At 47.0% G+C, this 26400-nt stretch carries 23 protein-coding genes; 9 read left to right on the forward strand and 14 right to left on the reverse strand.

Translation table 11 applies throughout. From position 1 onward, the window contains the following. Window positions 1-8: 8 nt before the first annotated feature. The 5 genes from fabD to yceD are packed head-to-tail and all read right to left on the reverse strand — an operon-like array spanning window position 9 to window position 3697. Complete coding sequence (fabD, locus tag IE163_RS07495) at window positions 9-944, reverse strand: ACP S-malonyltransferase (protein ID WP_189431861.1); 936 nt, start codon at window positions 942-944, stop codon at window positions 9-11. A 15-nt stretch (window positions 945-959) separates the two neighbouring features. Further along, window positions 960-1919, reverse strand: a complete 960-nt coding sequence (locus IE163_RS07500; RefSeq protein ID WP_189431862.1) for a beta-ketoacyl-ACP synthase III — start codon at window positions 1917-1919, stop codon at window positions 960-962. A gap of 6 nt (window positions 1920-1925) precedes the next feature. After that, complete coding sequence (plsX, locus tag IE163_RS07505; RefSeq protein ID WP_189431863.1) at window positions 1926-2957, reverse strand: phosphate acyltransferase PlsX; 1032 nt, start codon at window positions 2955-2957, stop codon at window positions 1926-1928. 32 nt (window positions 2958-2989) lie between these two features. Beyond that, window positions 2990-3154 (reverse strand): 50S ribosomal protein L32, encoded by a 165-nt coding sequence (gene rpmF / locus IE163_RS07510; protein WP_019675618.1) that lies wholly within the window; start codon window positions 3152-3154, stop codon window positions 2990-2992. 15 nt (window positions 3155-3169) lie between these two features. Next, window positions 3170-3697: a 23S rRNA accumulation protein YceD gene (yceD, locus tag IE163_RS07515; protein ID WP_189431864.1), complete on the reverse strand. Its 528-nt coding sequence runs from the start codon at window positions 3695-3697 to the stop codon at window positions 3170-3172. Between the two features lie 150 nt (window positions 3698-3847). Here yceD and IE163_RS07520 point away from each other — a divergent pair, with 150 nt between their 5' ends. Then, complete coding sequence (locus IE163_RS07520; RefSeq protein WP_189431865.1) at window positions 3848-4450, forward strand: Maf family protein; 603 nt, start codon at window positions 3848-3850, stop codon at window positions 4448-4450. A gap of 35 nt (window positions 4451-4485) precedes the next feature. Here the strand turns inward: IE163_RS07520 and IE163_RS07525 are convergent, their stop codons facing one another. Then, on the reverse strand, window positions 4486-5133 hold the full coding sequence (locus IE163_RS07525) for an HAD-IA family hydrolase (RefSeq protein ID WP_189431866.1): 648 nt from the start codon (window positions 5131-5133) through the stop codon (window positions 4486-4488). Between the two features lies 1 nt (window position 5134). Then, complete coding sequence (rluC, locus tag IE163_RS07530) at window positions 5135-6088, reverse strand: 23S rRNA pseudouridine(955/2504/2580) synthase RluC (protein WP_189431867.1); 954 nt, start codon at window positions 6086-6088, stop codon at window positions 5135-5137. A 514-nt stretch (window positions 6089-6602) separates the two neighbouring features. Between rluC and rne the strand changes: the two genes are divergently transcribed. Next, window positions 6603-9965, forward strand: a complete 3363-nt coding sequence (gene rne / locus IE163_RS07535; protein WP_229833481.1) for a ribonuclease E — start codon at window positions 6603-6605, stop codon at window positions 9963-9965. A 115-nt stretch (window positions 9966-10080) separates the two neighbouring features. Here rne and IE163_RS07540 read toward each other — a convergent pair whose 3' ends face one another. Next, window positions 10081-11262 (reverse strand): DcaP family trimeric outer membrane transporter, encoded by a 1182-nt coding sequence (locus tag IE163_RS07540; RefSeq protein ID WP_189431868.1) that lies wholly within the window; start codon window positions 11260-11262, stop codon window positions 10081-10083. Window positions 11263-11486: 224 nt separating this feature from the next. Here IE163_RS07540 and acs point away from each other — a divergent pair, with 224 nt between their 5' ends. Then, entirely contained in the window at window positions 11487-13442 is a 1956-nt protein-coding gene (gene acs / locus IE163_RS07545; RefSeq protein WP_189431869.1) for an acetate--CoA ligase, read from the forward strand. Window positions 13443-13555: 113 nt separating this feature from the next. Next, window positions 13556-14230 carry a LuxR C-terminal-related transcriptional regulator gene (locus tag IE163_RS07550; RefSeq protein ID WP_189431870.1) on the forward strand — a complete coding sequence of 225 codons (675 nt, stop codon included), beginning with the start codon at window positions 13556-13558 and terminating at the stop codon, window positions 14228-14230. A gap of 82 nt (window positions 14231-14312) precedes the next feature. Here IE163_RS07550 and IE163_RS07555 read toward each other — a convergent pair whose 3' ends face one another. Next, window positions 14313-17861 (reverse strand): PAS domain-containing hybrid sensor histidine kinase/response regulator, encoded by a 3549-nt coding sequence (locus IE163_RS07555; RefSeq protein ID WP_189431871.1) that lies wholly within the window; start codon window positions 17859-17861, stop codon window positions 14313-14315. Between the two features lie 159 nt (window positions 17862-18020). Between IE163_RS07555 and IE163_RS07560 the strand changes: the two genes are divergently transcribed. The 5 genes from IE163_RS07560 to IE163_RS07580 all read left to right on the forward strand — a co-directional run bounded on the left by IE163_RS07560 (window position 18021) and on the right by IE163_RS07580 (window position 23180). After that, window positions 18021-18281: a DUF4212 domain-containing protein gene (locus IE163_RS07560; RefSeq protein ID WP_189431872.1), complete on the forward strand. Its 261-nt coding sequence runs from the start codon at window positions 18021-18023 to the stop codon at window positions 18279-18281. 5 nt (window positions 18282-18286) lie between these two features. Next, window positions 18287-20053: a sodium:solute symporter family protein gene (locus tag IE163_RS07565; protein WP_189431874.1), complete on the forward strand. Its 1767-nt coding sequence runs from the start codon at window positions 18287-18289 to the stop codon at window positions 20051-20053. Window positions 20054-20144: 91 nt separating this feature from the next. Beyond that, entirely contained in the window at window positions 20145-20672 is a 528-nt protein-coding gene (locus tag IE163_RS07570) for a hypothetical protein (RefSeq protein WP_189431877.1), read from the forward strand. Between the two features lie 15 nt (window positions 20673-20687). Further along, window positions 20688-22508, forward strand: coding sequence for a DUF294 nucleotidyltransferase-like domain-containing protein (locus tag IE163_RS07575; RefSeq protein ID WP_189431878.1), 1821 nt, complete (start codon window positions 20688-20690; stop codon window positions 22506-22508). 12 nt (window positions 22509-22520) lie between these two features. Further along, complete coding sequence (locus IE163_RS07580) at window positions 22521-23180, forward strand: exonuclease domain-containing protein (protein WP_189431880.1); 660 nt, start codon at window positions 22521-22523, stop codon at window positions 23178-23180. A gap of 21 nt (window positions 23181-23201) precedes the next feature. Here IE163_RS07580 and IE163_RS07585 read toward each other — a convergent pair whose 3' ends face one another. The 5 genes from IE163_RS07585 to IE163_RS07605 all read right to left on the reverse strand — a co-directional run bounded on the left by IE163_RS07585 (window position 23202) and on the right by IE163_RS07605 (window position 26378). Further along, window positions 23202-23660: a YehS family protein gene (locus tag IE163_RS07585; RefSeq protein WP_189431882.1), complete on the reverse strand. Its 459-nt coding sequence runs from the start codon at window positions 23658-23660 to the stop codon at window positions 23202-23204. A 77-nt stretch (window positions 23661-23737) separates the two neighbouring features. After that, window positions 23738-24295 (reverse strand): elongation factor P, encoded by a 558-nt coding sequence (gene efp / locus IE163_RS07590; RefSeq protein WP_189432388.1) that lies wholly within the window; start codon window positions 24293-24295, stop codon window positions 23738-23740. Window positions 24296-24330: 35 nt separating this feature from the next. After that, on the reverse strand, window positions 24331-25485 hold the full coding sequence (earP, locus tag IE163_RS07595) for an elongation factor P maturation arginine rhamnosyltransferase EarP (protein WP_189431884.1): 1155 nt from the start codon (window positions 25483-25485) through the stop codon (window positions 24331-24333). A gap of 15 nt (window positions 25486-25500) precedes the next feature. Continuing rightward, window positions 25501-25851, reverse strand: a complete 351-nt coding sequence (locus tag IE163_RS07600) for a hypothetical protein (RefSeq protein WP_189431885.1) — start codon at window positions 25849-25851, stop codon at window positions 25501-25503. After that, on the reverse strand, window positions 25845-26378 hold the full coding sequence (locus IE163_RS07605; RefSeq protein ID WP_189431887.1) for a hypothetical protein: 534 nt from the start codon (window positions 26376-26378) through the stop codon (window positions 25845-25847). The genes IE163_RS07600 and IE163_RS07605 overlap by 7 nt, the downstream gene beginning before the upstream one ends. Between the last annotated feature and the right edge of the window lie 22 nt (window positions 26379-26400).

Genomic DNA, 26400 nt, shown 5'->3' on the forward strand with positions numbered 1-26400 from the left:
TCAAAACCTTATTCTGTTGCCAGCGCGGCGCTTAGCGATGCGGCATCGTTAATGGAACCAGTAGCAAGCTCTTTATTAATACGTTTTATTAAGCCACTAAGTACCTTACCGGCACCAAGCTCCAGCACTTCGGTCACACCTTGGGCGGCTAAAAACTCAATGGTCTCAGTCCAACGCACCGGGCTATATAATTGCCGTATCAGCGCATCTTTAATGGCGGCGGCATCAGCAGCACTTTGTACATCAACGTTGTTAATCACTGGAATAGCTGGGGCATTAAACTGAAGCGCGGCTAAATCAACAGCAAGCTGTTCGGCGGCAGGAAGCATTAACGCACAGTGCGAAGGCACGCTTACTGGTAGCGGTAGCGCACGTTTGGCACCCGCCGCTTTACAGGCTTCACCCGCACGTTCTACCGCGGCTTTATGGCCGGCAATGACCACCTGACCTGGTGAATTGTAATTAACCGGTGCTACCACTTCACCTTGCGCAGCTTCTGCACAGGCTTTAGCAATGGCCGCATCATCCAGACCAATAATGGCTGACATAGCGCCAACACCAGCAGGAACGGCCTGTTGCATATACTGACCACGTTTTTCTACCAATTTAACGGCATCAGCCAGCGTTAATACGCCAGCACAAACCAAAGCGGAATATTCACCCAAAGAATGGCCTGCAAAGTAGGCAGGCACTGCACCATTTTGCTGCTGCCATAAACGCCATACAGCTACAGAGGCGGTTAGCAGCGCAGGTTGCGTGCGATGGGTTTCATTTAAATCTGCTTCCGGGCCATTGGCCACTAAAGCCCATAAATCGTAGCCCAGCGCCGCAGAAGCTTCGCTAAAGGTGGCTTGAACTATTGGATACTGTTGATACAGCTCAGAGAGCATGCCAACACTTTGTGAACCCTGACCGGGAAAAACGATTGCAAGTTTGTTATTCATAATTGTCCTGCAAGATTAATAACGAATTAACGCTGATGCCCAGGCAAAACCACCGCCAAAGGCTTCTAACAATAAGGTTTGGCCGCGTTTAATACGGCCATCACGCACAGCTTCATCCAGCGCGGTTGGTACTGTGGCAGCCGAGGTATTGCCGTAACGATCTAAGTTAATTACCACCTGATCCATCGACATATCCAGCTTACGCGCTACCGCAGAAATAATGCGTAAATTGGCCTGATGTGGCACTAACCAATCAATTTGCGATTTATCCATGTTATTGGCGGCTAAGGTTTGCTCTACCACTTCAGAAAGTTTAGTTACGGCAACCTTAAAGACATCATTGCCTTTCATGCTGCCCCAGGAGTTATGTACTGAGGCTTCATCACCGCGAATGGGATTATCAACATAGAGTAATTCGGAGTATTTACCGTCGGCGTGAATATGGGTGGATAAAATACCTGGCTCTTCCGAGGCTTCAAGCAATACCGCACCAGCCGCGTCACCAAACAAAATAACCATAGAGCGATCTTCTGGGCTAATCAATTGCGATAAGCAATCAGAGCCAATGACCAAAATACGTTTGGCCATGCCGCTTTTAATATATTGATCGGCCACGCTTAAACCGTAGCAAAAGCCGGCGCAAGCTGCGGCAATATCAAAAGCAGGAATGGAAGGGATTTCTAGCTCGCGCTGAATTTCACAGGCGGCACTGGGCAACGCCCGTGCGGCACTGGTGGTCGCGCAAATAATTAAATCGATGCTGTTTTTATCGATACCGGCAGCATCAATAGCATTACGGGCGGCAGCCGCCCCCATGGTGGCGACAGATTCATCCTTACCGATTATCCGCCGTTCTTTAATGCCAGTGCGTTCGATAATCCACTCGTCTGTGGTCTCAACCATAGACTCCAGGTCCGCATTGGTGCGAACCGTTGCCGGGAAATAGCTCCCGGTGCCAATAATTCTTGAGTACATGCTACCCTATGCTTTATCAATAAGAACCTGTTCCAACCGATCTTTTATTTTGGCAGGCACCTGGCGTTCAACCTCACGCACTGCTTGTCGGATGGCACTTAAAAATGCGTCTTTTGTCGCATTTCCATGACTTTTCACTACAATACCGCGCAATCCTATCAGACTTGCACCATTATAGTGGTCGGGGTTCATTCCCTGATAAAGACTTTTTATCGCAGGTTTAAATAACCAGCCTAATAATGCAGCAAGTGGACGCTGTTTTATGCTTTGTTGGGCTCGCTTTAAAATCAGCTTGGCCACCCCTTCACAGGTTTTTAGCGCCACATTGCCGACAAAGCCATCGCAGACAATGACATCGGCTTTACCCGAGAAGATATCATTGCCTTCGATATAACCAATATAATTAAGTTCATTACACTGGCTAAGTAACTGTGCTGCGCGCTTAATTTGATCTGAGCCTTTTATCTCTTCTTCGCCCATATTCAGCAAAGCCACTTTCGGCGAATTTAACCCCATCACCTCTTCGGCCATTACCGCGCCCATCATAGCAAACTGAAATAAAGTATCGGCATCACAATTTACCGTAGCACCTAAGTCCAGCATATAAACCGGTTTACCATGACAGCTGGGTAAGGCACTAACCAGCGCTGGGCGCTCTACGCCGTTTAACATTTTCAACACATAGTGCGCCATGGCAATTAAGGCACCGGTATTGCCGGCTGACACACAAGCTTGCACCTGACCTTGTTCCACCAGATCCAACGCATGCCGCATCGAGGAATTACGCTTATTGCGCAGCGCTACCGCGGGTTTATCTGCCATTGATACTTGGTCGTCGCTATGTAAAAAGCGAATTCGGGGATGTGACAAAGCACCGGCTAGTTGCAGAGCGTGTTCTAATAGAGGTTGGTCGCCGCAAAGCGTAAGATAAAGATTGGGGAATTCTTGCAGTGCTGCAACGGCAGCAGGGATAGTAGATTGGGGGCCATGGTCGCCCCCCATCATATCTAAAGCTAGTGTTAGCTTTAGTGGTTGCACTGGCTTACCGGTTAAGATAAGTGCAGCCGGACTTACTTAACTTTACGGCCTTTGTAGAAACCATCGGCAGTAATGTGGTGACGACGGTGCGTTTCACCAGTAGTTGAGTCAACTGACAGCGTAGGGCCAGTTAACGCATCGTGTGAACGGCGCATGTCACGACGTGCACGAGATTTTTTGTTTTGCTGAACAGCCATTGTATTTCTCCTAAATCACTTTTTTTTCAATTCTTGCAGTATGGCAAAAGGGTTTGGCTTTTCTGGTTCTGGCCCAATATCACCGAAACTCATGTCTGTAGGATCAACTTTGCAGTCGGCTACATCGTGCATCGGAAACAGTGGTAAGGTCAGAATAAGTTCGTCCTCAATCAACTGCCGTAAATTAATTTCGCCGTGTTCGTCTCGCTCGATCACGTCGTAGCGCTCAGGAATCAACTCCAAAGCCGCGTCATCATCTCCTTTAACAGGAGTGTATGCAAAACTGCAGTCTAGTGTTAGCGGCATGGGTTCGCCACAACGTTCACACTTTACACTTACCGCGCAGGTTGCTGTGCCGCTAAGCACTGTTAACCCTTGCTGGTCAGTTCCGCATTCAATTCTGACTATTACATCATCTTCGTAACACATCAACCCTTCGGTTAAACGGGTTAAGGTGTTCAGAGGCACTATGCCGGCATAGTTAGACCGTTTTTGTGCCGCTTTAACCGGATCAAGCGTAACAGGTATTTTCAATTTTTGCATAAGGCGCGCATCATATAGAAGCAGCCCTTTGCTGTCAAAGGGATCTGCAGGGTTTTTAACATTTTTCTCGCAGTTAACGCAAGGCGCAGTATTTCAACGTAAGGCGCGCTATTATAATGCGGCCGCATACCGTTATAAAAGGAGTATTTTGTGCCTCACAGCAATAAGCCAGCGCTCTATTTAGCGTCAACCTCGGTTTACCGGCAAAGTCTGCTTAAAAAACTGACGAATGAATTTACTGCTATCCGGCCAGATACTGACGAAACACCGTTATCTGGCGAGACCGCATACGAGCTGGTACTGCGCCTGGCGGAAGCCAAAGCCCGCGCTGTCGCCGCCAGATTATCCAGCGGTTTAGTGATAGGCTCCGATCAGGTTGCCGTGTTTAACCACGATATTATTGGCAAACCGCACACCGTAGCCAAAGCACAAGCGCAACTTAGCGCCTTTAGTGGTCAGGCGGTTACTTTTTTAACCGGTTTATCGCTGCTCAATGCCGCTACTGGTAACACGCAAACGCTGGTAGAGCCCTTTACCGTCCATTTTCGGGAATTAACTCAGGCAGAAATAAGCGCCTATATTGCCCGTGAACAACCGCTGGATTGCGCCGGCAGCTTTAAAAGCGAGGGGTTGGGTATTAGTTTATTTGATAAGCTCGAAGGTGAAGATCCGAACAGCTTAATCGGTTTACCACTAATTAAGCTATTACAGTTACTGCGTAATGAAGGCGTTAATTTATTGCTTACCCCCTAAACAAGCAGGTTAAACAAATAAATCATACAAATACATCAAAATAGTACGGCAGGTAAATCAGCTAGCCTGTCGATAACAGCCAAGGGTTGATACTGGCGTAACAAGGTAGCATCGTGGGCACCATGGCTCACCCCCACCCTTGGCATAGCAATGGCCTGCGCCATTTTTAAATCATGGCTGGTGTCCCCTACCATCACCGCCTCCGGGGCAGCAAGGCCAAGCTCAGCAATAATTTGTTGTAACATATCAGGATGCGGTTTGGACTGCGCTTCATCAGCACAGCGTGTGGTGGCAAAATAACGGGCTAAACCGGTTTCAGCAAAAATACGATCCAGTCCCTTGCGCGCTTTACCGGTGGCAACAGCTAATAGAATATTCTGATTGGCTAATTGCTCAAATAACGCTTCGGCGCCCTCGAACATCGGCGTAGGGGTATTGTTATGCAACACATATTCATCGCGATAATGTTCAAATAAGGTTTGCCGTTGTGCTTTGCTGGTATCTGGAAACAAAATGTCAAAGGCAGGATCCAGGCTTAACCCAATAATATGTTGTACCGCAGCGGCTTGCGGCACAGCAAGACCGGTTTTCTCGGCGGCAATTTGCATCGACGACACAATACGTCCCACCGAATCCATCACAGTGCCATCCCAATCAAAAATCACTAGCTTTACTGCTGACATCTTATTTTCTCGTTAATTTGCTCATAGCCTGGCTTAATTGTCCATCTAAAGGCGCCTCAAAGCGCATGGTGGTCTCGGTACCAGGGTGTAAGAAACTTAAGCTAAAGGCATGCAAAAATAAGCGATTAAGTCCCAGCTTATTCATTTGGCTGCTAAAGGCGTTATCGCCGTATTTATCATCACAAGCAATAGGATGCCCCTTGCAGGCGGTATGCACCCGAATTTGATGGGTACGGCCGGTTACCGGGAAAGCTTCAACTAAGGTGCCTTCCTGATAACGTTGCAGAATACGAAAACGGGTTTCCGACGGTTTACCTTCTGTAGCATCCACCTTCACGACCCGCTCACCCGATTGCAGAGTATTTTTTTTCAACGGTTCGGTAACTTTACGAATTCTATTGTCCCAATCACCGGCCACCAACGCCCAGTATTTTTTCTCTACCACTTTATCGCGCAGCTGGGCATGTAAATGCGTTAGCACTGAGCGTTTTTTGGCGATCATTAAACAACCAGACGTGTCGCGGTCCAGTCGGTGTACCAGTTCTAAATGCTTCGCCTGTGGCCTTAAGGCTCTGAGGGCTTCAATCACCCCAAACTGTAAACCGCTACCACCGTGCACCGCCATTCCAGAGGGTTTGTTTAGGACAATAAGATCGTTATCTTCAAACAAAATATGTTGCTCGAGATCTTTTACCAGACTTAATTTTACTGAGATCGCCTCAGGCGCGGCTGAGACGGTAATGGGCGGCACCCTTACGACATCATCAGCCTGCAATTTATACTCAGGTTTAATGCGTTTTTTATTAACCCGCACCTCACCTTTTCGTAAAACCCGATAAATCACACTTTTTGGTACGCCTCGCAAGCGGGCAATTAAAAAGTTATCTATACGCTGACCTATAAAATCGCTTTCGATTTCAATCATTTGTATTGGCAATTTTATCTCATCAGTCATGGCGTTAAAATACTCTGCTAAAATTACAATTAAGTTGCTATCCGGTGCACAATAGTGGGATAATCAGCCCGCTAATTCTGCCAAAATAAGGCAATTAGGGCGCCCAAAGTAACATAAGAGAATTTGTGCGGCACCGTCAGGGGATGTGATCATACCGAAATCGTGGTGAAAACCAATGTTTTTTATAGCCCCGGCGTTTACTCACTGCCATTTGCCTGAGGTAATGTTGCGTAATCTGTTACCAATAGCGGCAAAACACAAAGTCCGGTTACCGGGCAAGAAATGAAGATTAGCCAGAACGCAGCGCTCGATGGCGATGTGTGTCAGATTTAACAACGAAGACAGCAGCAACTTGTCCCTGCCCAATAGCGCAGGCTAGATGTTGCCGTAAAGAGTAAAAATTAGGTTCCCTCAAGCACCCAGTCGTGAGACTGCACCCGATCGTGTTTGATAACGTCTGAACACCCAGGTGCCCAGTAGTTGTGTTGTGGCTGCATAAAAGAGTCACCCAACAATGAAAAGAATGTTAATAAACGCCACGCAGGAAGAAGAAATCCGCGTAGCCTTGGTCGATGGCCAAAAACTATACGATTTGGATATTGAAAGCCCAGGTCACGAACAAAAGAAAGCCAACATTTACAAAGGTAAAATTACCCGGGTTGAACCCAGTCTCGAAGCTGCCTTCGTTGACTACGGTGCAGAACGGCACGGTTTTTTACCCTTAAAAGAAATCTCCCGCGAATATTTCCCCTCTGGTTATAGCTTCGATGGCCGTCCTAATATTAAGGAAGTGGTTAAAGAAGGTCAGGAAGTCATTATTCAAATTGATAAAGAAGAGCGCGGCCAAAAAGGCGCAGCCTTAACTACTTTTATCAGTTTAGCTGGTTCTTACCTGGTGTTAATGCCAAATAATCCGCGTGCTGGCGGGATCTCGCGCCGTATCGAAGGCGATGAGCGTCAGGAATTAAAAGACTCGCTAGGCCAGTTAGAAATGCCTGATGGCATGGGCTTAATTGTGCGTACTGCCGGTGTCGGTAAATCTTACGAAGAGCTGGATTACGACTTAAAGGCCCTGTTAAAGCACTGGTCTGCGATTACCGACGAAGCACAGAAGCGCCCTGCGCCTTTCCTTATCCATCAGGAAAGTAATGTGGTGTTCCGCGCTATTCGTGATTATTTACGCCGTGATGTGGGCGAAATTCTTATCGATAGCCAAAAGATTTTTGAAGAAGCCAAAATTTATATCCAGCAGTTCCGTCCTGACTTTGCCCACCGGGTAAAAATGTATCAGGGTGAAGTACCGCTGTTTATGCATTACCAAATTGAAAACCAGATTGAAACCGCCTTCCGCCGTGAAGTGCGTCTCCCGTCTGGCGGCTCTATTGTTATCGACAGTACTGAAGCCTTAACCGCTATTGATATCAACTCGTCAAAAGCCACCAAAGGCGGCGATATCGAAGAAACCGCTTTTAATACTAACTTAGAAGCCGCCGATGAAATTGCCCGCCAATTACGCTTACGCGATTTAGGTGGCTTAATTGTTATCGACTTTATCGATATGACGCCAGTGCGCCATCAACGTGAAGTAGAAAACCGCTTAAAAGATGCCGTTAAGCAAGATCGTGCCCGGGTGCAAATTGGCCGGATTTCGCGCTTTGGTTTATTAGAGATGTCGCGCCAGCGCTTACGCCCGTCTTTAGGTGAATCAGCTGGTCATGTGTGTCCACGCTGTCATGGCCGTGGCACTATCCGTAGCATTGAATCCTCTGCCTTATCTATTTTGCGCTTAATCGAAGAAGAAGCCATTAAAGATAACACCAGCCAAATCCATGCCCAGGTACCGGTTTCTGTAGCCACTTACCTGATGAATGAAAAGCGTGAAGGTGTGCGCCGTATCGAACAGCGCAATGGCATCCGGGTGTTTATTATTCCTAACGAGCATTTAGAAACACCGAACTATGAAGTAACGCGTATTCGTATTGATGAAGAAATTGAAGATGCCAGCTACACCCTACCCAAGGCACCTGAGCATACTGATAAGCTTTATCACCCAGCCAGCGAGACAGTGAAAGAAAAGCCAGCTATCTCTGCTATTAGCATGACACAAAATGCCGCCGCAGCACCTGCGCCTGCGGCTGCACCGGTTCAAGCTAAAGCCGCGGCGCCTGCTGTAGCGGCAGAGCCAGGTATTATTGCTAAAGCGCTTAGTTGGTTAAGTGGTTTATTTACCGGCACCGCTACCACCGAAACAAGCGTGGCCAATGCTGAACAAACGAAAAAGCCTGCAGCAAATGGTAAAGATGCGCGTAATGATCGGGGTGATAATAACCGTCGCCGCAACAATAATCGCCGTCGTCGCCCTGAACAAGGTGATAAGCCTCTGGATAAAGCACCAGAAAAGGCCCTTGTAGAAGAAAAGGCGCCTCGCCAAGAACGCCCAGAGCGTCAAGAAAGACAAGAGCGACCAAAACCGGCGGCCGATAAAGCCAACCGGCCACAAGAAAATCGCAAGCCAGCGCAAGAGCCTCGTGCTGAAAAGCCAGTTCAAGAAATGGCCGATGAGCCGAACAGCCGCACAGCAGCCGCTGAGCGCAGACAGCGTCGTAACTTACAGCGCTCTGTGCGTATTGCGAAAACGGATACTGGCGAAGTTAGCAGCCCGACTGTTTTGGCTACAGCGCCTGTTATTGAGCAAAACCCGACGACGGTGCAATCACCTGCTGCAGTTAACGCTACGGTTACTTCGGCAGAGCCTGTGTTAATACCAGCAACAGTTGCACCTGATGTAGCAGCAACGCAACCAGAAACAACGCCAGTGGTAGTGACATTGGCTGACAACGCTGACGCGGTTGCCACGGTAGCTGCTGCGGATGACGGTGTAGCAACCCAGATCGAGGTAACAGCAGAAAATGTTACTGAGCAAGAAAGCATTGAACCACGCAGCCGTAGCCGGCGTTCACCACGCCATCTGCGCGCGGCAGGTCAAAAGCGTCGTAAAGAGCAAACTGAGCTAACCGAGCAAGCAGACGGCGCGGTAGAAACTGATAATGGTGCAACAGTGCAGGCAGAGACCATCACGGAGAGCGTTGATGCACCTAAAGCAGAGACTCAAATTGCAGTTGCTGCGATTGGGACAGAAGCGGATGCCACAGTAGATAGCAGTGCAAATGCCGATACTGTCGAGCACCAGGCTGAGGTTATTAGCATCAACGACAATGACGCTGCTGTAACAGATCCGGCTGCCAATGCAACAGAGGCGGTTGCCGATGTTAGCGCAGAAAAGCCAGCTCGCAGCAGAAGCCGCCGTCGCCCGGCGAAAGCCGATGTTGCGGTTGACACCGCAGCCACACAGTCAGTTGTAGAAACTTCTGCCACTGATACTGCAGCAGCCGACGTTGTAGTAACAGCAACTGAAGTGACTGAAACTGCTGCTATCCCAGTTAGCAGCCCTGCTGATAAAAACAAAGATGTTGAGCTGGTAGCCAAAGTGGCAACAAACGAGCCGCAAGACGCCGTTAAAGCATCTGAAAGCCCGGTACAGCAAAGTCTGGAGTTAACCGCGCCAGTGGTAACAATGCCAGAACAGGCTGAAAGCATCGTAGCTACGCCTGCTGCGGCACCGGAGACCCCGAAAGTGGCGGCAGAAACTGATGTTGCAACACCGGTTAAACCGCCTGCACGGAGCCGCTTTGGCAATATGGTGGTAGCACAAATGACGAAGCCTGAGACACTTGTTGAAGATTCAGCACCAGTGGTAATCAGTGCCGCGACTGCTGAGCAGCGCCCGGTGGTAGCCACCTCTAGCCGCCCTGCAGGTTCAGCCTTTGCCCGCCAGGCAGTGTCAGCACCTATGACTAAACCAGAGAAAGCAGACTAATTATCGCCTGCTGATAAAAATGCCGACACAATGTCGGCATTTTTCTTGAAGTTTGTTTAAAAAAACGCCCTAACTAGCGGGCGTTTTTTGTCTTTGCTAAATCAGCTGCGCGACATTAGAAATCGTATTTCGCACTAAACTGAATGCGATGCATATCGCCATCTAAACCATTTTCAATTTCGCGATTAGCAAATTTATATTCGATACCCATCATAAATTTGGGATTGAATTGATACAAAGCATTGGCACTATAGCTGTGCGTAGATTTAGTAACACCACCACCCGTTAGATTAATGTCGTTATCGGCGCTTAGCATCGAGTACAGGAAAGTAGAACGCCACTTATCATTCCACAGGTGACGGTAAGCTACAGAGAAGGTGGTTACATCGATTGCTTCTAACTTGGCAGCATTAGTGGTGCCCGTTAATATAGCACCATTAATGGTATTTAACCCCACGTAACGGCCTAAACCTTTACCATGGTTTAAGGTAAAGCGAATGTCGTTTTTATTGGCAAAATTAAATTTACCACTAAAAGACACACCGTAAGAGGTTACCGTATCATCAAAGGTCGCATCATCAATAGCGATTTGCCGTAATAAGCCGCCTAAACGGAAAGACGCGCTCTCAGTTTTAAAGTTGTAACCCACCGTTAAATCTGGCGTAGCATTATCATCAGTCGTAATACGGGCACCAGTACCAAACTGACCTACAGTGCTCTCTGGGTTCTCAACAGCGATAGAAAAATTACCCGAGGTATAACGTACCTGCGCTTGCCGGATAAACACGGCAGCATCGGCATTACCAACGAAGTCTAAGGTATCGGGTAAAGACTGCAGATCCATAAAGTTTGACCAGGTCTGACCTACCGTCCAGTTTTTATAGGTGACAAAAGCATGGCGAATCACCGGACTGTAACCGTTGGTCGTACGCTCATCATTACCATTGCTGCTGGTCATCATATCGAATTCCAAGCGGCCAACCATCTTTTCACCATTACCTAAATCGGTAGCGGTGCCGAAGAAAAAGCGGGATTGTCTGGCATGAGCATCAAAGCGGGCAGCACTTTTGCCGGTAGCTGAGACGGGTGTTAACGCCGGTACATAAAAATCACGGCCAACGAAATTACCAATTTCACCGTCCGAAGTGTCGGTGTACATCATATCCAGTTTTATAAAACCGCCGTAGGTAACTTCGGTGTCACCCACTTTAAAACCGTTATTAGCGTGTGCTGCGCCTGTTGTTAACGCAAGGGCAACAGCCACTGCCAGGGTATTGAGTGTCTTACTTTGTCTCATCTGGAGTTCTCCATGTTTTTATAGTAATACTAGTTTTTGTTTAAGTACTGACATCGCGGTTATTCTACCGGAAACTGTGGGCGACAGTCTGCATATTCGCAATTAGCCTTTAGTCGCAATTCGCGTGCTAGCCGGCTGTCGTCTAGACTATGGTCTAATTCCTTTTAAAGGCTCAGTCCTTTAGAAATACACTAACTATTTTAATAAGGTTCGCAGGGGATGTTATGACACAAGCAACACTTTATCCAGTTCCAGACAATGTGAAAAATCGTTGCCATGTTACTAACGAGCAATATTTAGCACTTTATCAAGAATCTATTGAGCAACCTGAGCAATTCTGGAGCAAACAAGCTCAGCGGTTGAGTTGGAGCAAACCCTTCACACAAGTAAAAGACACCAGCTATGAATTAGGCAAGGTAAAAATTAACTGGTTTGCCGATGGTGAGCTGAATGCTAGTGTCAATTGTTTAGACCGTCATCTACCCGAGCGCGCCGATCAAGTTGCATTTTATTGGGAAGGCGATGAGCCTGGTGTCCAAAAAGAAGTGACCTACCAAGCGCTTTATGATGAAGTCTGCCAACTGGCAAATGGTATGAAAGCCCTGGGCGTAGGCAAGGGTGACAGAGTCACTATCTATTTACCGATGATCCCACAAGCTGCTGTCGCGCTGTTAGCTTGCGCCCGAATTGGTGCAGTGCACTCAGTGGTATTTGCTGGTTTCTCGCCAGATGCGCTCGGTAGCCGTATTATTGACTGTGACTCCAAACTGGTAGTCACCACTGACCAAGCGTTACGTGGTAGCCGCGCGACTAATTTAAAAGATAATACCGATATTGCCCTGGCGCACCTTGGCGACACCAATCCGGTAAAAAATGTTATTGTCATTAAACACGTTGGTAAGAGTATCGATTTCCATCAAGGGCGTGATGTGTGGTATCACGAGCTCTTGGCACAGCAACCAAAAGCTTGCACACCAGAGCCAATGAATGCTGAAGACCCATTGTTTATTCTTTATACGTCAGGCTCTACCGGCAAACCTAAAGGTGTATTGCACACTACCGGTGGCTACCTCGTTTATGCTTCGATGACACATCAGTATGTGTTTGATTATCAAGACGGTGATATTTACTGGTGTGCAGCCGACGTTGGTTGGGTTACTGGTCACAGCTATATTGTTTATGGCCCGCTGGCCAACGGCGCCAGCAGTGTCATGTTTGAAGGGGTGCCGACTTACCCTAGCGTAAAACGTATCGCACAAATCGTCGATAAATATCAGGTTAATATTCTTTATACCGCCCCTACTGCCATCCGTGCTCTGATGGCGCATGGTGAGGCGCCGGTAGAAGGTGCTGATTTAAGTTCTTTACGCATTTTGGGCAGTGTTGGCGAACCCATTAACCCGGAAGCCTGGCATTGGTACCATGATAAAATTGGTAAGGGTAATTGCCCTATTGTTGATACCTGGTGGCAAACAGAAACCGGCGGTATTTTAATTACGCCTCTTCCTGGCGCCACAGCCCTGAAACCTGGCTCAGCCACCCGCCCTTTCTTTGGCGTTAAGCCCGCCTTAGTCGATAACGAAGGCAATATCGTTGAGGGGCAAGGCGAAGGCAATCTGGTGATTACCGACAGTTGGCCTGGTCAAATGCGCACCCTTTATGGCGATCATGATCGTTTTGAACAAACCTACTTTAGTACCTATGCCGGCGTCTATTTTACCGGTGATGGTGCCCGCCGTGATGAAGATGGCTATTATTGGTTAACTGGTCGGGTAGATGATGTATTAAATATCTCTGGGCATCGCTTAGGCACGGCAGAAATTGAAAGCTGTTTAGTAGCACACGAAGCCATTGCCGAAGCGGCGGTAGTAGGCTATCCGCACGATATTAAAGGTCAGGGTATTTATGTTTATGTAACACCTCGCGTGGGTGTAGAACCTAGCGAGGATCTGACTAAAGCAATTAGAGCCTGGGTACGTGAAGAAATTTCCCCCATCGCTACGCCAGATCTGGTACAGTGGGCTCCAGCAGGCCTGCCGAAGACCCGCTCAGGTAAGATTATGCGCCGTATTTTGCGGAAAATAGCCGCAAACGAGCATGATCAGTTAGGTGATATTTCTACGCTTGCCGATCCATCAGTAGTTGAAATGCTGGTGAATAACCGGTTAAATCGTAAGTAAGACACCTAACCGCTTGATCTGAGCTTGCGTGTCTCCAGTCGCAGCTAATAAGGCCGCAACATAGCGGCCTTTTTTATAATTACAAATACAGGCGAACACCGCTGGAGGGTAGAATGGCAAAATTAATCGTTGCGGACGATCATCCGCTGTTTCGAAATGCACTAATTAATGCCATAAGTAGCACTTTTGCCACCAAAGCAACGGTTGAGACGGATAGTTTCGACAGCACTTGCCAGGCATTAGAGCAGCACCCGGACACCGATTTACTGTTACTCGACTTACATATGCCTGGCAACTGTGGTTTCTTAGGGTTAATTCAGCTTCGCAAGAACTATCCCAGCCTGCCGATAGTGGTTATTTCAGCCAGTGAAGACTTAGATGTGATTCGCCGGGTGATGGCTTTTGGTGCTTCGGCTTATGTGCCAAAGTCCGCCAATCCTATCGATATCAGCACGGCGTTAAATGCTGTTTTGGATGGCGAGCTATGGGTACCGCAACATATTAAGAAGCAAGTGCTAAACCAAAACGACAGTGAACAAGATTTAGATTTAGCTGCCAAAGTTGCCCAGCTCACCCAGCAGCAATATAAAGTGTTATATTACTTAACTGAGGGCTGGTTAAACAAACAAATCGCTTATGATTTACATATCTCAGAGGCAACCGTAAAGGCTCATATCACGGCTATTTTCCGCAAGCTTGGGTGTACTAACCGCACTCAGGTTGTGATCCAGGCACAACGTTTAACGCTGGAGCCACCGGTAGATAGAGCTCTGGCACAGCAACACTAACCAATATCTAGCATCTGGCAAGCGCGCTACCTGGCACGGTGTGTTCCCCGTTCCAGGTTTTGTTGTTTTACACTGCTTTTGTTTAATGACCTGCCCGTTTTAACATTTTGAAGTGATTTAAGGTTGCTCGCAGGGCGCCTGGCTTAATAGGTTTTGCTAAAAACATTAAGCCCTCGGCTTTGGCCAGTGCAGCTAGATCGGCTTGCGGTGAAGCGGATACTAATATGCCCTTAACCTCTCCCCAATACGGCTTAATCTGCCGATACAACTCTAAACCATTAATCTGCTGCCCAAGCTGATAATCCAGTAAGATAACATCGGGTGCCGGATGATTAGGCACATAATTTAATAACTCCTGATCATCGTAAAAGCATTCTACCTCGCTAATTTGCCACTGCTCTAGCAAAACTTTTAACGCAGCTAAATTGGCGGCATCATCATCAACACAGATCACCGACAGGCCTGGTAAAGGGCGCTGTTGTAACGGAGCAGTAAGGGGGACTTCCTGACGGCGACGGCCACTGACTAAGGGTAAGCCGATGCTAAACATGGTGCCTTTACCCGGCCAAGACTTAACCGTTAACGGATGCGCCAATAGTTTTGCCATCCGATGTACCACGCCAAGCCCAAGCCCTACTCCTTGTTGGCCTTTAGCAGTGGCGTCTATCCGATAAAAATCTTCGAAGATCCGCTGTAAATCCGGCTCTGCGATACCGGGACCAGTATCCCAAACCTGCAGTAATAACTGATTCCCGCGCTTGCGACAGCCTAATAAAATACGACCTTTATTGGTGTATTTAATGGCATTAGAAAGCATATTTTGCAGAATACGTCTCAAATAAGTACTGTCGGTTTGCACTTGATAGCTACTGCTTTTCACCGTCAATTCCAGGCCTTTTTGCCCAGCAACCAAGCTGTACTCGTCAGATAATTGCAGTAAGAGTTCTTTTAACGCTACCGTTTGGATATTCGGTTGCAACTTGCCATCATCTAGCTTAGCAATTTCCAGCAGCGTCGAGATTAGCTCTTCCGACGCCTTTAAAGAATTATCTAACTGATTAATAATGGCATGCTGTTGTTGCTTATCGTCAATCCCTGCCAGCGCGGCGGTAAATAAGCGGGCAGCATTAAGCGGTTGTAAAATATCATGGCTAGCCAGGGCCAAAAAGCGGGTTTTGGAGGCATTGGCAGCCTCTGCTTCCGCTTTGGCTTGCAACAGTTGTTGCTCAGTAGCTCTGCGCCGCCCCACTTCTGCCAGCAGTTCCTGATTCATCTCCGAAATCGTTTGCGTGCGCTCTTGCACCCGATCTTCCAAATGCTGTTTTGCTTCTGCCAAACCCTGTACCGCTTTAACGTGATCAGAAATATCGGTAAAGCTGGTCACAAAGCCACCACCTGGGATTGGGTTGCCACGCATTTCAATCACTCTGCCATCTGGCCTTACTCGCTGAAACACATGGGCAGTGCCATTTTTCATGTGTGAGGTACGCTTATCCACATGTTCATCTGGATCGCCCGGACCACATAAACCCCGTTCTGCATTTAAGCGCACGATATCTGCCACCGGCCGACCGACTCTAATCATCCCCTCGGGATAATTAAACATCTCCAGATAAGCTTTATTCCAGGCGACTAAATTTAACTCACGATCTACTACACTTACGCCCTGACTAAGATGCTCCAGCGTTGAGAACAGGATCTTACGCGAAAACTGGATAGCCTGAGTGGTATCATCAAATAGCGTTACCACATCTTCAAAGGCCAGCTGCCTGCCCTCTAAGACCGCATTGACCATCGCCGAGGCAGAAGAGGCACCAATCACACCGGCGAGTTCCCGCTCTACGTGTTCAACTAAGCCGACACTGGGTAAATCATCTAGCTGGATGCTTTGTTGTTGTTTACGGCCAAATTCCGCTAAACATTCTGTCGCACGCGGTGCGCCGACAAAACGCTCTAGTAAGGTTTTCAAATCGCTATTATGAATACGAATACGCCGAGCTGGAGTATCTTTGTGGCTTATGGGTAAATTAGGTTTAACAAAGGCTACTGCTTGCAATCTGTCGGAAAGGTTAACGTTAGTGAATAACGAAAAAACGATATAACAAACGATGTTAAATCCTAACGATAGCAGGACACCATGGCTTAACGAGTCTAGCTGGAGCCCAAACATCGCCGTGGGTAATAGCCAACTAATCCCAAATGGGCCACCTTGCATAATATCGCTATTGAGCACCCCTGCGTTGACCAATTGCGGTAGCATTAAGGTGTAGAACCATAAAACCAGCCCCACCGTTAAACCAGCATAAACGCCATAAGCATTACCACGACGCCAGTATAGACCACCAATAACCGCCGGCACCAATTGAATAGTCAGCGCAAACGCCAACAGCCCGGTTTCGGCCAGCTCGTAATTACGGGCAAAAATGCTGTAGTACAAATAAGACAATGCCATAACCACTACTATCATGGTGCGGCGCACGAGTAAAATCAGCAAGCTAAAATCATGCGACATGCCTTTTTGCTTGGTCGATTTTAATAAGCCTGGCATGACTACGTCGTTACTGATCATGGTCGCCAGCGCCAGCGTAGCGATGATGATCATCGAGGTTGCGGCTGAAAAACCACCAATAAAGACAATAATACTGAGGATATTCCAATTCATGCTGGAAGGAATAAGCAGCACAAAACTATCGGCTTGATTAAGTAACGCTGGGAACAATTGCATCCCCGCTACCGCAATTGGGATCACCACCAGCGTGACAATTAGCAGGTAGCCAGAAAACCAGCGCCTGGCATGACGTAAATGATTGTGTGAAACGTTCTCGACAAAGGCAACATGGAATTGCCGGGGTAACAAAAATACCGCCACCATCGCTAAGATGGTTTTTGTTATAAACTCAACGATACCGGGAGTACTGAGTTTTTCTTGCTGCAAAGTGGAGTGTTCGGTAAAAGCCCGAATCGCCGACTGATCACTGTCCAGAATAAACACATAAACAGCAATAGACAGTGTAAGTAAAGCGAATAATTTCACAACAGATTCAAAGGCAATAGCTACCATTACACCGCGATTTTGCTCAGTAAGATGCAACTTACGGGTACCGAACAAAATAGCAAAAAACGCCATAGCAACCGCACTTAGCAAGGCGCTGTCTTGATACCAAGGCACCATACTGTCATCAAAGGCCCCGCCTAATAACACCTGATAAGAGCCGGCAACCGCTTTTAACTGCAATGAAATATAAGGTACCACCACAATTAAACAAATAATCGCTGCGAAGGTCGCAATATTACGTCGCTTACCGTAACGCGCCGAGATAAAGTCGGCTATTGAAGTCACGTTTTGCTTTTTTGAGACATAAAGCAGCTTAAATAAGAACGGCTGGGCGAAGATAAATAATAAAATAGGCCCAAGATAAATGGCCATATAATCCCAGCCGCGGGTCACTGCCGTGCCCACTGCGCCATAATAAGTCCAGGAAGTACAGTATACGGCTAAGGCTAAGCTATATATTAGCCCCCCATACTTTCGTATAAGCCTATCATCGGCATGACGTTCACCCCAGTTCGCGATCCAGAACAAACCACCTACATATAAAAGCGCCAATAGGGCTACGGTCCAAGCAGTCACAGGGTTCTCCATGTTCTTTTTTAAGCTAACTGTGGGTCTAGTGGGCGCTTATGTCAATGTTCGCCTAATCACCTTCGACTAAAGTCGGGCTAGCGCCTTGGCTAGCGACTGCTAGATTAAGATTGCTCGATAATAAAATAAACTAAAGGAGACACAACTATGGCAGATCATAACATGAATGCCGCCGCATATTGGAGCGCTAACCTGCGCTACATAACGATAAGCCTGATTGTCTGGGCATTGGTATCTTATGGCTTCGCAATCTTGCTCCGACCTATGCTGGCAGGCATTGAAGTTGGCGGTACTGACCTCGGTTTTTGGTTCGCGCAGCAAGGTTCAATAATCACCTTTATCGCTATCATCTTCATTTACGCTTGGAAGATGAATAAGTTAGATAAAGAATTTGGTGTAGAGGAGTAATTGGCATGAGTCAATTTGCAATAAACTTGCTGTTTGTTGGTGCATCCTTTGCACTCTACATCGGTATCGCTATTTGGGCCCGTGCTGGCTCAACCAAGGAATTCTACGTTGCTGGTGGCGGTGTAAACCCTATCACTAACGGTATGGCTACCGCTGCTGACTGGATGTCAGCAGCGTCATTTATTTCAATGGCAGGCTTATTGGCTGCCGGCGGTTATGCTAATTCTTCTTTTCTGATGGGGTGGACCGGCGGTTATGTTTTGCTGGCCATGCTATTAGCCCCGTACCTGCGTAAATTTGGTAAATTTACTGTACCCGATTTTATTGGCGACCGTTTTTACAGCAAGGGTGCCCGTATTACCGCGGTAGCCTGCTTAATCATCATGTCTGTTACCTATGTAATCGGCCAGATGACGGGTGCCGGTGTGGCTTTCTCCCGCTTCCTGGAAGTTAGCTCTTCTACAGGGATCTGGATTGCCGCTGGCGTAGTGTTTGTTTATGCCGTATTCGGTGGTATGAAAGGTATTACCTATACTCAGGTTGCGCAATATGTAGTGTTAATAATCGCTTATACCATCCCTGCAGTGTTTATCTCATTACAACTGACTAACAACCCTATCCCTATGTTTGGGATGTTCAGCACCCATACGGAATCTGGTGTGCCGCTGTTAGTTAAGCTTAACGAAATCGTCCGTGAATTAGGCTTCCAAGATTACACCGCCGATGTGAGCAACAAACTAAATATGGTACTCTTTACCCTATCATTAATGATTGGTACAGCAGGTTTACCACACGTTATTATTCGTTTCTTCACCGTACCTAAAGTTGCAGATGCGCGCTGGTCTGCTGGCTGGACCTTAGTTTTTATCGCTTTACTGTACTTAACTGCACCTGCTGTAGCTTCTATGGCACGTTTAAACCTGTTAACCACCATTTATCCTGATGGCCCTACGGCAGCAGCACTGGATTATGCAGAACGTCCAGACTGGATTAAAACCTGGGAACAAACAGGCTTAATCACCTGGACAGATAAAAACAATGACGGTCGTATTCAACTATATAACGACTCCCCTGCTTTCGCTGCTACAGCAGAAGAACGCGGCTGGGCCGGTAATGAATTAACCGTTAATAATGATATTCTGGTACTGGCAAACCCTGAGATTGCTAACTTACCAGGTTGGGTGGTTGGTTTAATTGCCGCTGGTGGTATTGCCGCCGCGTTATCTACCGCCGCAGGCTTATTGTTGGCCATATCTTCTGCTATCAGCCATGACTTAATTAAAAACATTATCAACCCACAAATCAGTGAGAAAGGTGAAATGTTAGCCGCCAGGATCTCAATGGCAGGTGCAATCTTGTTAGCGACCTATCTGGGGCTTAACCCGCCCGGGTTCGCCGCACAAGTGGTCGCGCTAGCCTTTGGTATTGCAGCAGCTACCCTGTTCCCGGCGTTGATGATGGGCATTTTCTCTAAGCGAGTTAACAGCTACGGCGCTATTGCCGGTATGTTAACAGGCTTAGTGGTTACCTTGCTGTATATCTTTACGTACCTGGGCTGGTTCTTTATCCCTGGTACTAATATGTTACCGAACACTGCGGACAACTGGATACTTGGCATTTCACCACTATCGTTCGGTGCTGTGGGTGCCATGATTAACTTTATTGTTGCCTTTGCAGTCTCTTCTGTAACAGCACCACCGCCAAAAGCTATCCAGGAGCTGGTGGAAAGTGTTCGTTACCCGAAAGGTGCAGGTGCAGCTGTTGATCACTAATCAACCGCTAGCGACTGAACTCTAGGTAAGGTTATTGAACTGAAGTACACTCGGGCTTTCAACTGAAAGCCCGAATTTTTAGGAAGACATTATGTTTTGGGAATTAATTGCTACTCTGTCTGCTGGTTTAGGTGCTGCTGGTATTGCGTTGCTGCTGCGCGCCTTAACACTGAAAAAGCTTCCCAACTGGATCATTCCGGTCTTTGCCGGGGCAGGTATGCTCGGCTTCCAAATTTACTCTGAATACAATTGGTTTAATCACCAGCGCAGTTTACTACCACAGGGTGTTGAAGTTGTTCGCACCGCCAAAGAAAGTTCTGGCTGGCGTCCCTGGAGTTATCTGTATCCACAAACGATGCGTTTTATTGCAGCAGATGTTAGAAATGCGGCTGCCAATCAGCAGAACTCTGCGCTGGTATTAGTCGATCTGTATTTTTTTGAGCGCAGAATGAGTGCCAGACGGGTCCCTCAAGTGATCCATTGTCAGCAACAAGCCCGAGCTGACTTTACGGCGGAGCTCGTCATACCGCCACCTGGTGCGACCATTACTTCGGGTTGGCATAAACTGGCAGCAGATGATCAGCTATTGCAGTTACTTTGCCAGAACAGGATTGAGTAAGAGCAAGGATTAATTATGGAAGTCAGCGAAGTCAGTAAATTTTTAGCGCAGACCATCCCCTTCGATCAATTGAGTTCAGCACAGTTGGCGGAGACGGCGCTACAATTTAGCGTTTATTATTGCCAGGAAGGTGAAGCGTTAGACATTACAAAAGAGCGCTTGCTCATTGTTCGTACGGGCATTTATGCACTCTACAGTGATAAACAACAACTACTGACCAAACTAGAAGAAGGTGATTTTTACGGTTATCAGTTATTACTTACCGGCTTAGCCGACGCAGATAAACTGGTTTGCGAAGAAGACGGTTTAATTTATTGGTTACCGGCCGCTGAGTTTCATCAACTACGCTATCAGTACAAAAATATTGATATTTTTTTTCAGCGGCTGTTCGGCCGCCGTTTACATCAATACAAAGAACAGCAAGGCTCCCGCTTCACGCTAAAGGTGTCGGATATTGTGCAAGCACGCAAAATAGCCATAAGTGGTGAACACACAGTGCAACAGGCTGCCCAGTTAATGACTGACAAACGTGTGTCTTCATTATTAGTAGAAAAAAATGACCGTTTGATTGGCATCCTAACCGACCGCGATTTACGCACCCGCGTGCTAGCGGCCGATTTACCTGCCGCCACCCCCGTACATCAGGTAATGACTCCCAAACCACATACTATTGATAAGCATGCTTATTTGTTTGAAGCTGTACAGTTGATGAGCCGGTTTAATATCCATCATTTACCGGTACTAGATAAAGACATCAGCTTTAGTATGATTACGGCAACAGATATCATTCGGTCACAGCAAGATCATCCGGTATATTTAATTGGTGAGATCCATCGCCAAACCAGTATTGATGGCTTAGAGCAATGTAGCCTGCAAATTAATAATTTAGCTCAGGTCCTGGGTAAACAGCAGGTGCCGGCGCATGAAGCAGGCCACATTATTACCACTATTACTGATGCACTAACTCAACGGCTGATTAAACTGGCACAACAAGAGCTTGGCCCTGCGCCCTGCGTCTTTACGTGGCTTTGTTTTGGCTCGCAAGCCAGAATGGACCAAAGCATTAATGCCGATCAGGATAATGCCTTGTTGCTGGAGCGAGAGCCGACTGCCGACATCGCCGACTACTTTGAAAAGCTTGCAGACTTTGTTTGCCAAGGGTTAGCCCGCTGCGGTATCACCCTTTGCCCCGGTAATATTATGGCCTCTAACCCAGAGCTGCGATTAAGCCTAAAAGGCTGGTCAGGTAAATTTGCTAAATGGATCGCCTCACCAACGCCAGAAGCGATTTTAAAGGCCAGTATTTTTTTTGATATGCGGGCTGTTGAAGGCTCAAAAGGCTTATTTAATGCACTGCAACAAGATATTTTGGCTCGTACCAATAATGCGCTATTTCTGTTTCATTTAGCGCAAAGTGCGTTGCAACGCACTGCCCCATTGAGTTTCTTACGTAACTTTATTCTGGAGCACGATGGCAAACAGAAAAAAGGTATAGATTTAAAAAAACGCGGTATTAGCTTAATCACCGATATTGTTCGTATCTATGCGCTAGCCAATGGTGTGCATGAAGTTAATACCCGGCAACGCTTACAGCAGTTAGCGCTGTTGGGTGCCCTAGATAGCAAAGAAGCCCAGAATCTGTCTGATGCCTTTGATGTCCTGGCGCATTTACGTTGGGATAAGCATCTACATGATCTTAATCAAGGGCATGATGCCAGTAACCTACTGGACCCTGCGATTCTGTCGGGCTTACAGCGGCATCAGCTAAAAGATAGCTTTGCGGTGATTAATAATGCACAGTCCTCTATCAAACACCGTTTCTGTAAAGAAGTATAAAGAGTAAACAGCATGCTAGCTTGGCTTAGAAAAAAACCTGCTTTATATGATGATGTCAAACGCTTTAACGCTGCTGAGTTACCGGCGTCGACAACAGCAGCGCGCAGCTGCCGCTATCTAGCCCTTGATCTTGAAACAACGGGTTTGCACGCCAGGCAAGATCATATTGTCAGTATAGGTTGGGTGCCTATTATTGAGCAGCAAATTCAATTAAAGCAAGCGCGGCATTTTTTAATTAAACCGCCAGTAAGTGTTGGCCAAAGTGCTATTTATCATGGTGTACACGACAAAGACTTAAAAGATGCCAGTGAGTTAAGTGACGTGCTGCAACTATTACTACAGGAATTTAGCGGCTACTATTTTATTGCCCATCATTGTCGCCTTGACCGGGCCTTTTTAGAGCTGGCTTTTCAACGTTACTTTGGCAAGGTGCCGAAAATGTACTTTATCGACACCCTAAACATTGAATGGTACAGAATGCAAAAACAAGGCATAGTGATGAAAAAAGATGCGCTGCGCTTACCTAACTGTTTAGCACGCTATAAACTGCCGGTGAGCGCCCAACACCATGCATTGGAAGACGCCTACGGCTGTGCCCTGCTCTATTTGGCCCAGCTGAAGAAAAGCCATGCTGAGATCACTATTGACGATATGTTGCAACAAAGCCGCTAAGCGCCCAGCTTATATACCAACCTAAGGTTTTAGCTTAAGTTGCAGCCCTTTTAATACATTACGCAACACCTGCGCCTGGCACTGCCGGTAGTGCGGATGATCTGGCTTGCGAAAGAAGGCACTTAGCTCGGCTTTACCAAGACGAAATCCAGCCAACTGCAATAACTCAATAAAGTCTTCATCGCGCAGGGTAAAGGCAATTTTAAGTTTACGCAAAATAATATTATTATTTAGACGGCTTTCAACCACGGGTTGCTCACCCTCTTTCTGGCCACGTTTGCTAATGATTAAACCGTTAAGAAATTGCGCAAGTTCGCTATCGGTTAACGCTAAAAAATCAGCCTCTTCTTCTTTGCTCAGCCAACCAATTAATTGCTCACGACTTGCCACTAATCCGCCTAACGCAAAGGTTGCTGCCATATTACTGTTATTAAAATCCAGAATGTAGCGAATGCGGCGTAAAATATCGTTATTTGTCATGAAGGTTTCCAAAAAGCGGTAAGAAAAACGAGGTCAGTAAAAAAGGCGCTAGCGCGCCTTTTTCGATTAGCTTGCGCTTATTTAGCGCGGCTACGGTACTCATCGGTGCGGGTGTCGATTTCGATACGGTCACCCTCTTCAACGAAGGCAGGTACCATCAACTCATAACCTGTTTCAATTTTCGCTGGCTTCATCACTTTACCTGAGGTATCACCACGTGCAGCAGGTTCAGTGTAAGTTACAGTGCGCACTACGATAGTTGGCAGATCAACAGAGATTGGACGGTCGTTATAGAACACAACTGAACACTCCATACCATCAACTAAATACTTCAGTGCTTCGCCCATTGACTCGGCTTCAATTTCGAACTGGTTATATTCGCTATCCATAAAAACATACATAGGATCGGCAAAGTAAGAATAAGTTACTTCTTTAGTTTCCAGCATAACTTGCTCAAATTTGTCATCAGCACGGTATACCGTTTCCATGCCCTGACCGTTAAGCAGGTTTTTCATTTTCATTTTTACTACTGCAGAGTTACGGCCAGATTTGTTAAATTCGGCTTTTAACACTACCATTGCTTCAGTACCAACCATAATTACTTGGCCGGCGCGGACTTCTTGAGCTGTCTTCATCATTTGAGAATATCTTCTTGTTAGGAAAAATTGCGCTATATTATAATTTTTTTTTCAACAAAACGCACGAGGTTGCTAGCAAGATCTCCATGGCTTTCTAACTTATTGCGCCATAACAGGTTTTTAGCCTGTAGTTCTGTTAGCAACGCCTCTAATTGTAACCAACTGGCCGTCAAAGGCTGTTCTGAATTCCAGGCAGCGTGAAAATCCGTTATGGCCGCAACAAGCACTTCGGAGCAATCGCTGGTGTAGCGTTTCAGGAAAGCCTGTAATTTTAATAAGTGCGCCTGCTCGTCCTGCCGGTAGATTTGCCAGATAAAAGGCTTACCTGCCCAGTGCGCTCTTATTATCGAGTCTTCACCACGCACAAAATTAATATCACAGGCTGTTAATAGCAAATCGTAGTCGGGTTGCGCTAAAAACGGCACAATCTTTATAGTAAGGGCACCAAAGGTCGCACACTGACCTAAGGCTAATCCTGGTAGTAGTTGCTGCACTTGCTCTGCTAAGTTGCCGCTGGGAACAATGCAAAGCGTGCTTTCTGCCGCCTGTTGCCAACAGGCTAGCAGTGTTTCTAAGTATTGGTGTGAATAGGCAAATAACGAAACCCGCCGGTCAAAAGATAAAGCATTAGCCAGATCGAGTTGCTGCCAAAACTGTTGCTGGGCTTGTCTATCTTGTGCAAAGGCGGCTAAAGCAGGCAATAAGTGTTGCTCACGTAACAGGCCGCCGGTTTTTTCAGTAAAGCCCGGGAAAAAAAAGTATTTCGTTAACGCGAGCTGAGGCTGTGGTGAGGCCATACCGTGGCACTCCTCTACCCAATCTTCAGCCGATAAATATTCGACATTGAGCCACAACGGCTTTATTTGCATTGCCGCCATCTGCTGCTGATACGCCAGCGGAATATGACAAGCCAAGGCCTCTATCACCACTGTGGCTGGCACAATGCATGACCAGTCGATAGCTCCGTGCCAATGTCGCACCTCAACACCGCAAATTTGTTGTGTTGCTGATAATGGCTCTACCTCATCGCATAAGCGCTGGAAACTGTGTAAATCGTCCACCCATAACCGCACTGCGATACCGTGCTCAGCCACCAGTTGCCGGCTTAACCGCCAGCAAATGCCTATATCGCCGAAATTATCCACCACGGCACAAAAAATATCCCAATGTTGCGGCTTATGCTGCATAAAAGTCGTTTAATCTTACCAAAGTTGGCGAATTATAGCGGAGAACGCGCGGAGAAACAGGAAAAACCAAAGCAACAGCAATGCGGTCAGCAACAGGCAAAGGATCCACTGCCAAAGCCAATAAAAAAAACGTTTTATCCGCCCGGTTTGCTGTTTTACCTCTGCTGAAAATAAGGACACCATTAAGAGCAGACAAAGTAGGAAAATTAAGGTGACCAGTAAAGGCAGCAACCATTGCTCACTCGTTACTTGGCTCCCCCAGAGTAATACGATAGCAAAACTTGCCGTTACACCAAAGGCCAGCAACGCAAACAGCCGACGAAAAGGATTAAGCCGCTGCGCCAGCTTACGATATAACTTCAACATTCTGAGGTTTCTCGTTGCAGTAAATTAAGCGGATATAAGGGTAAAATACCCGATAAGCCCTGCATATCACCTATCACCCAGATTTGCTCAAAAGGATGCTGTTTCGGCATATGAAGTTTATTGCAATGAGTTAACATATCATGGCGCCGCCACAGCGGGTTGGCATTGCGGATCACTAACCAAACCCGCTCACTGTCATAGCTTTTTTCTGCTTTATTACAAATAATGCGATTAAGCGCGGCTAGCATTCTTTGTTCAACCGGCACCCGCAACAGAGACAGTAATTCTTTGTGGGTTTGTGCACTTAGCTCGCGCCCTAAAATATGCATCGCCTCCACTTCGCTGCCGTACAGGTGGGCAATTTCTAAATCAAGCTTTTGATCGGCGTAATAGCAAGAAACATCTGGCCTGGCAGGTTCATTGTGCCAGATATGCCGCATCTTCACTTGATAGCGCTGCTCATAAAGCCGCATAAAAACTCTGGCGGCTTCATGCTCTAATAAAATTTTTTCTTCGCTGCCATTCATTTAGATAAGTACATAGCCTTTT

The sequence above is a fragment of the Alishewanella longhuensis genome, assembly GCF_014653435.1.
Classification (GTDB): Bacteria; Pseudomonadota; Gammaproteobacteria; order Enterobacterales; family Alteromonadaceae; genus Alishewanella; species Alishewanella longhuensis.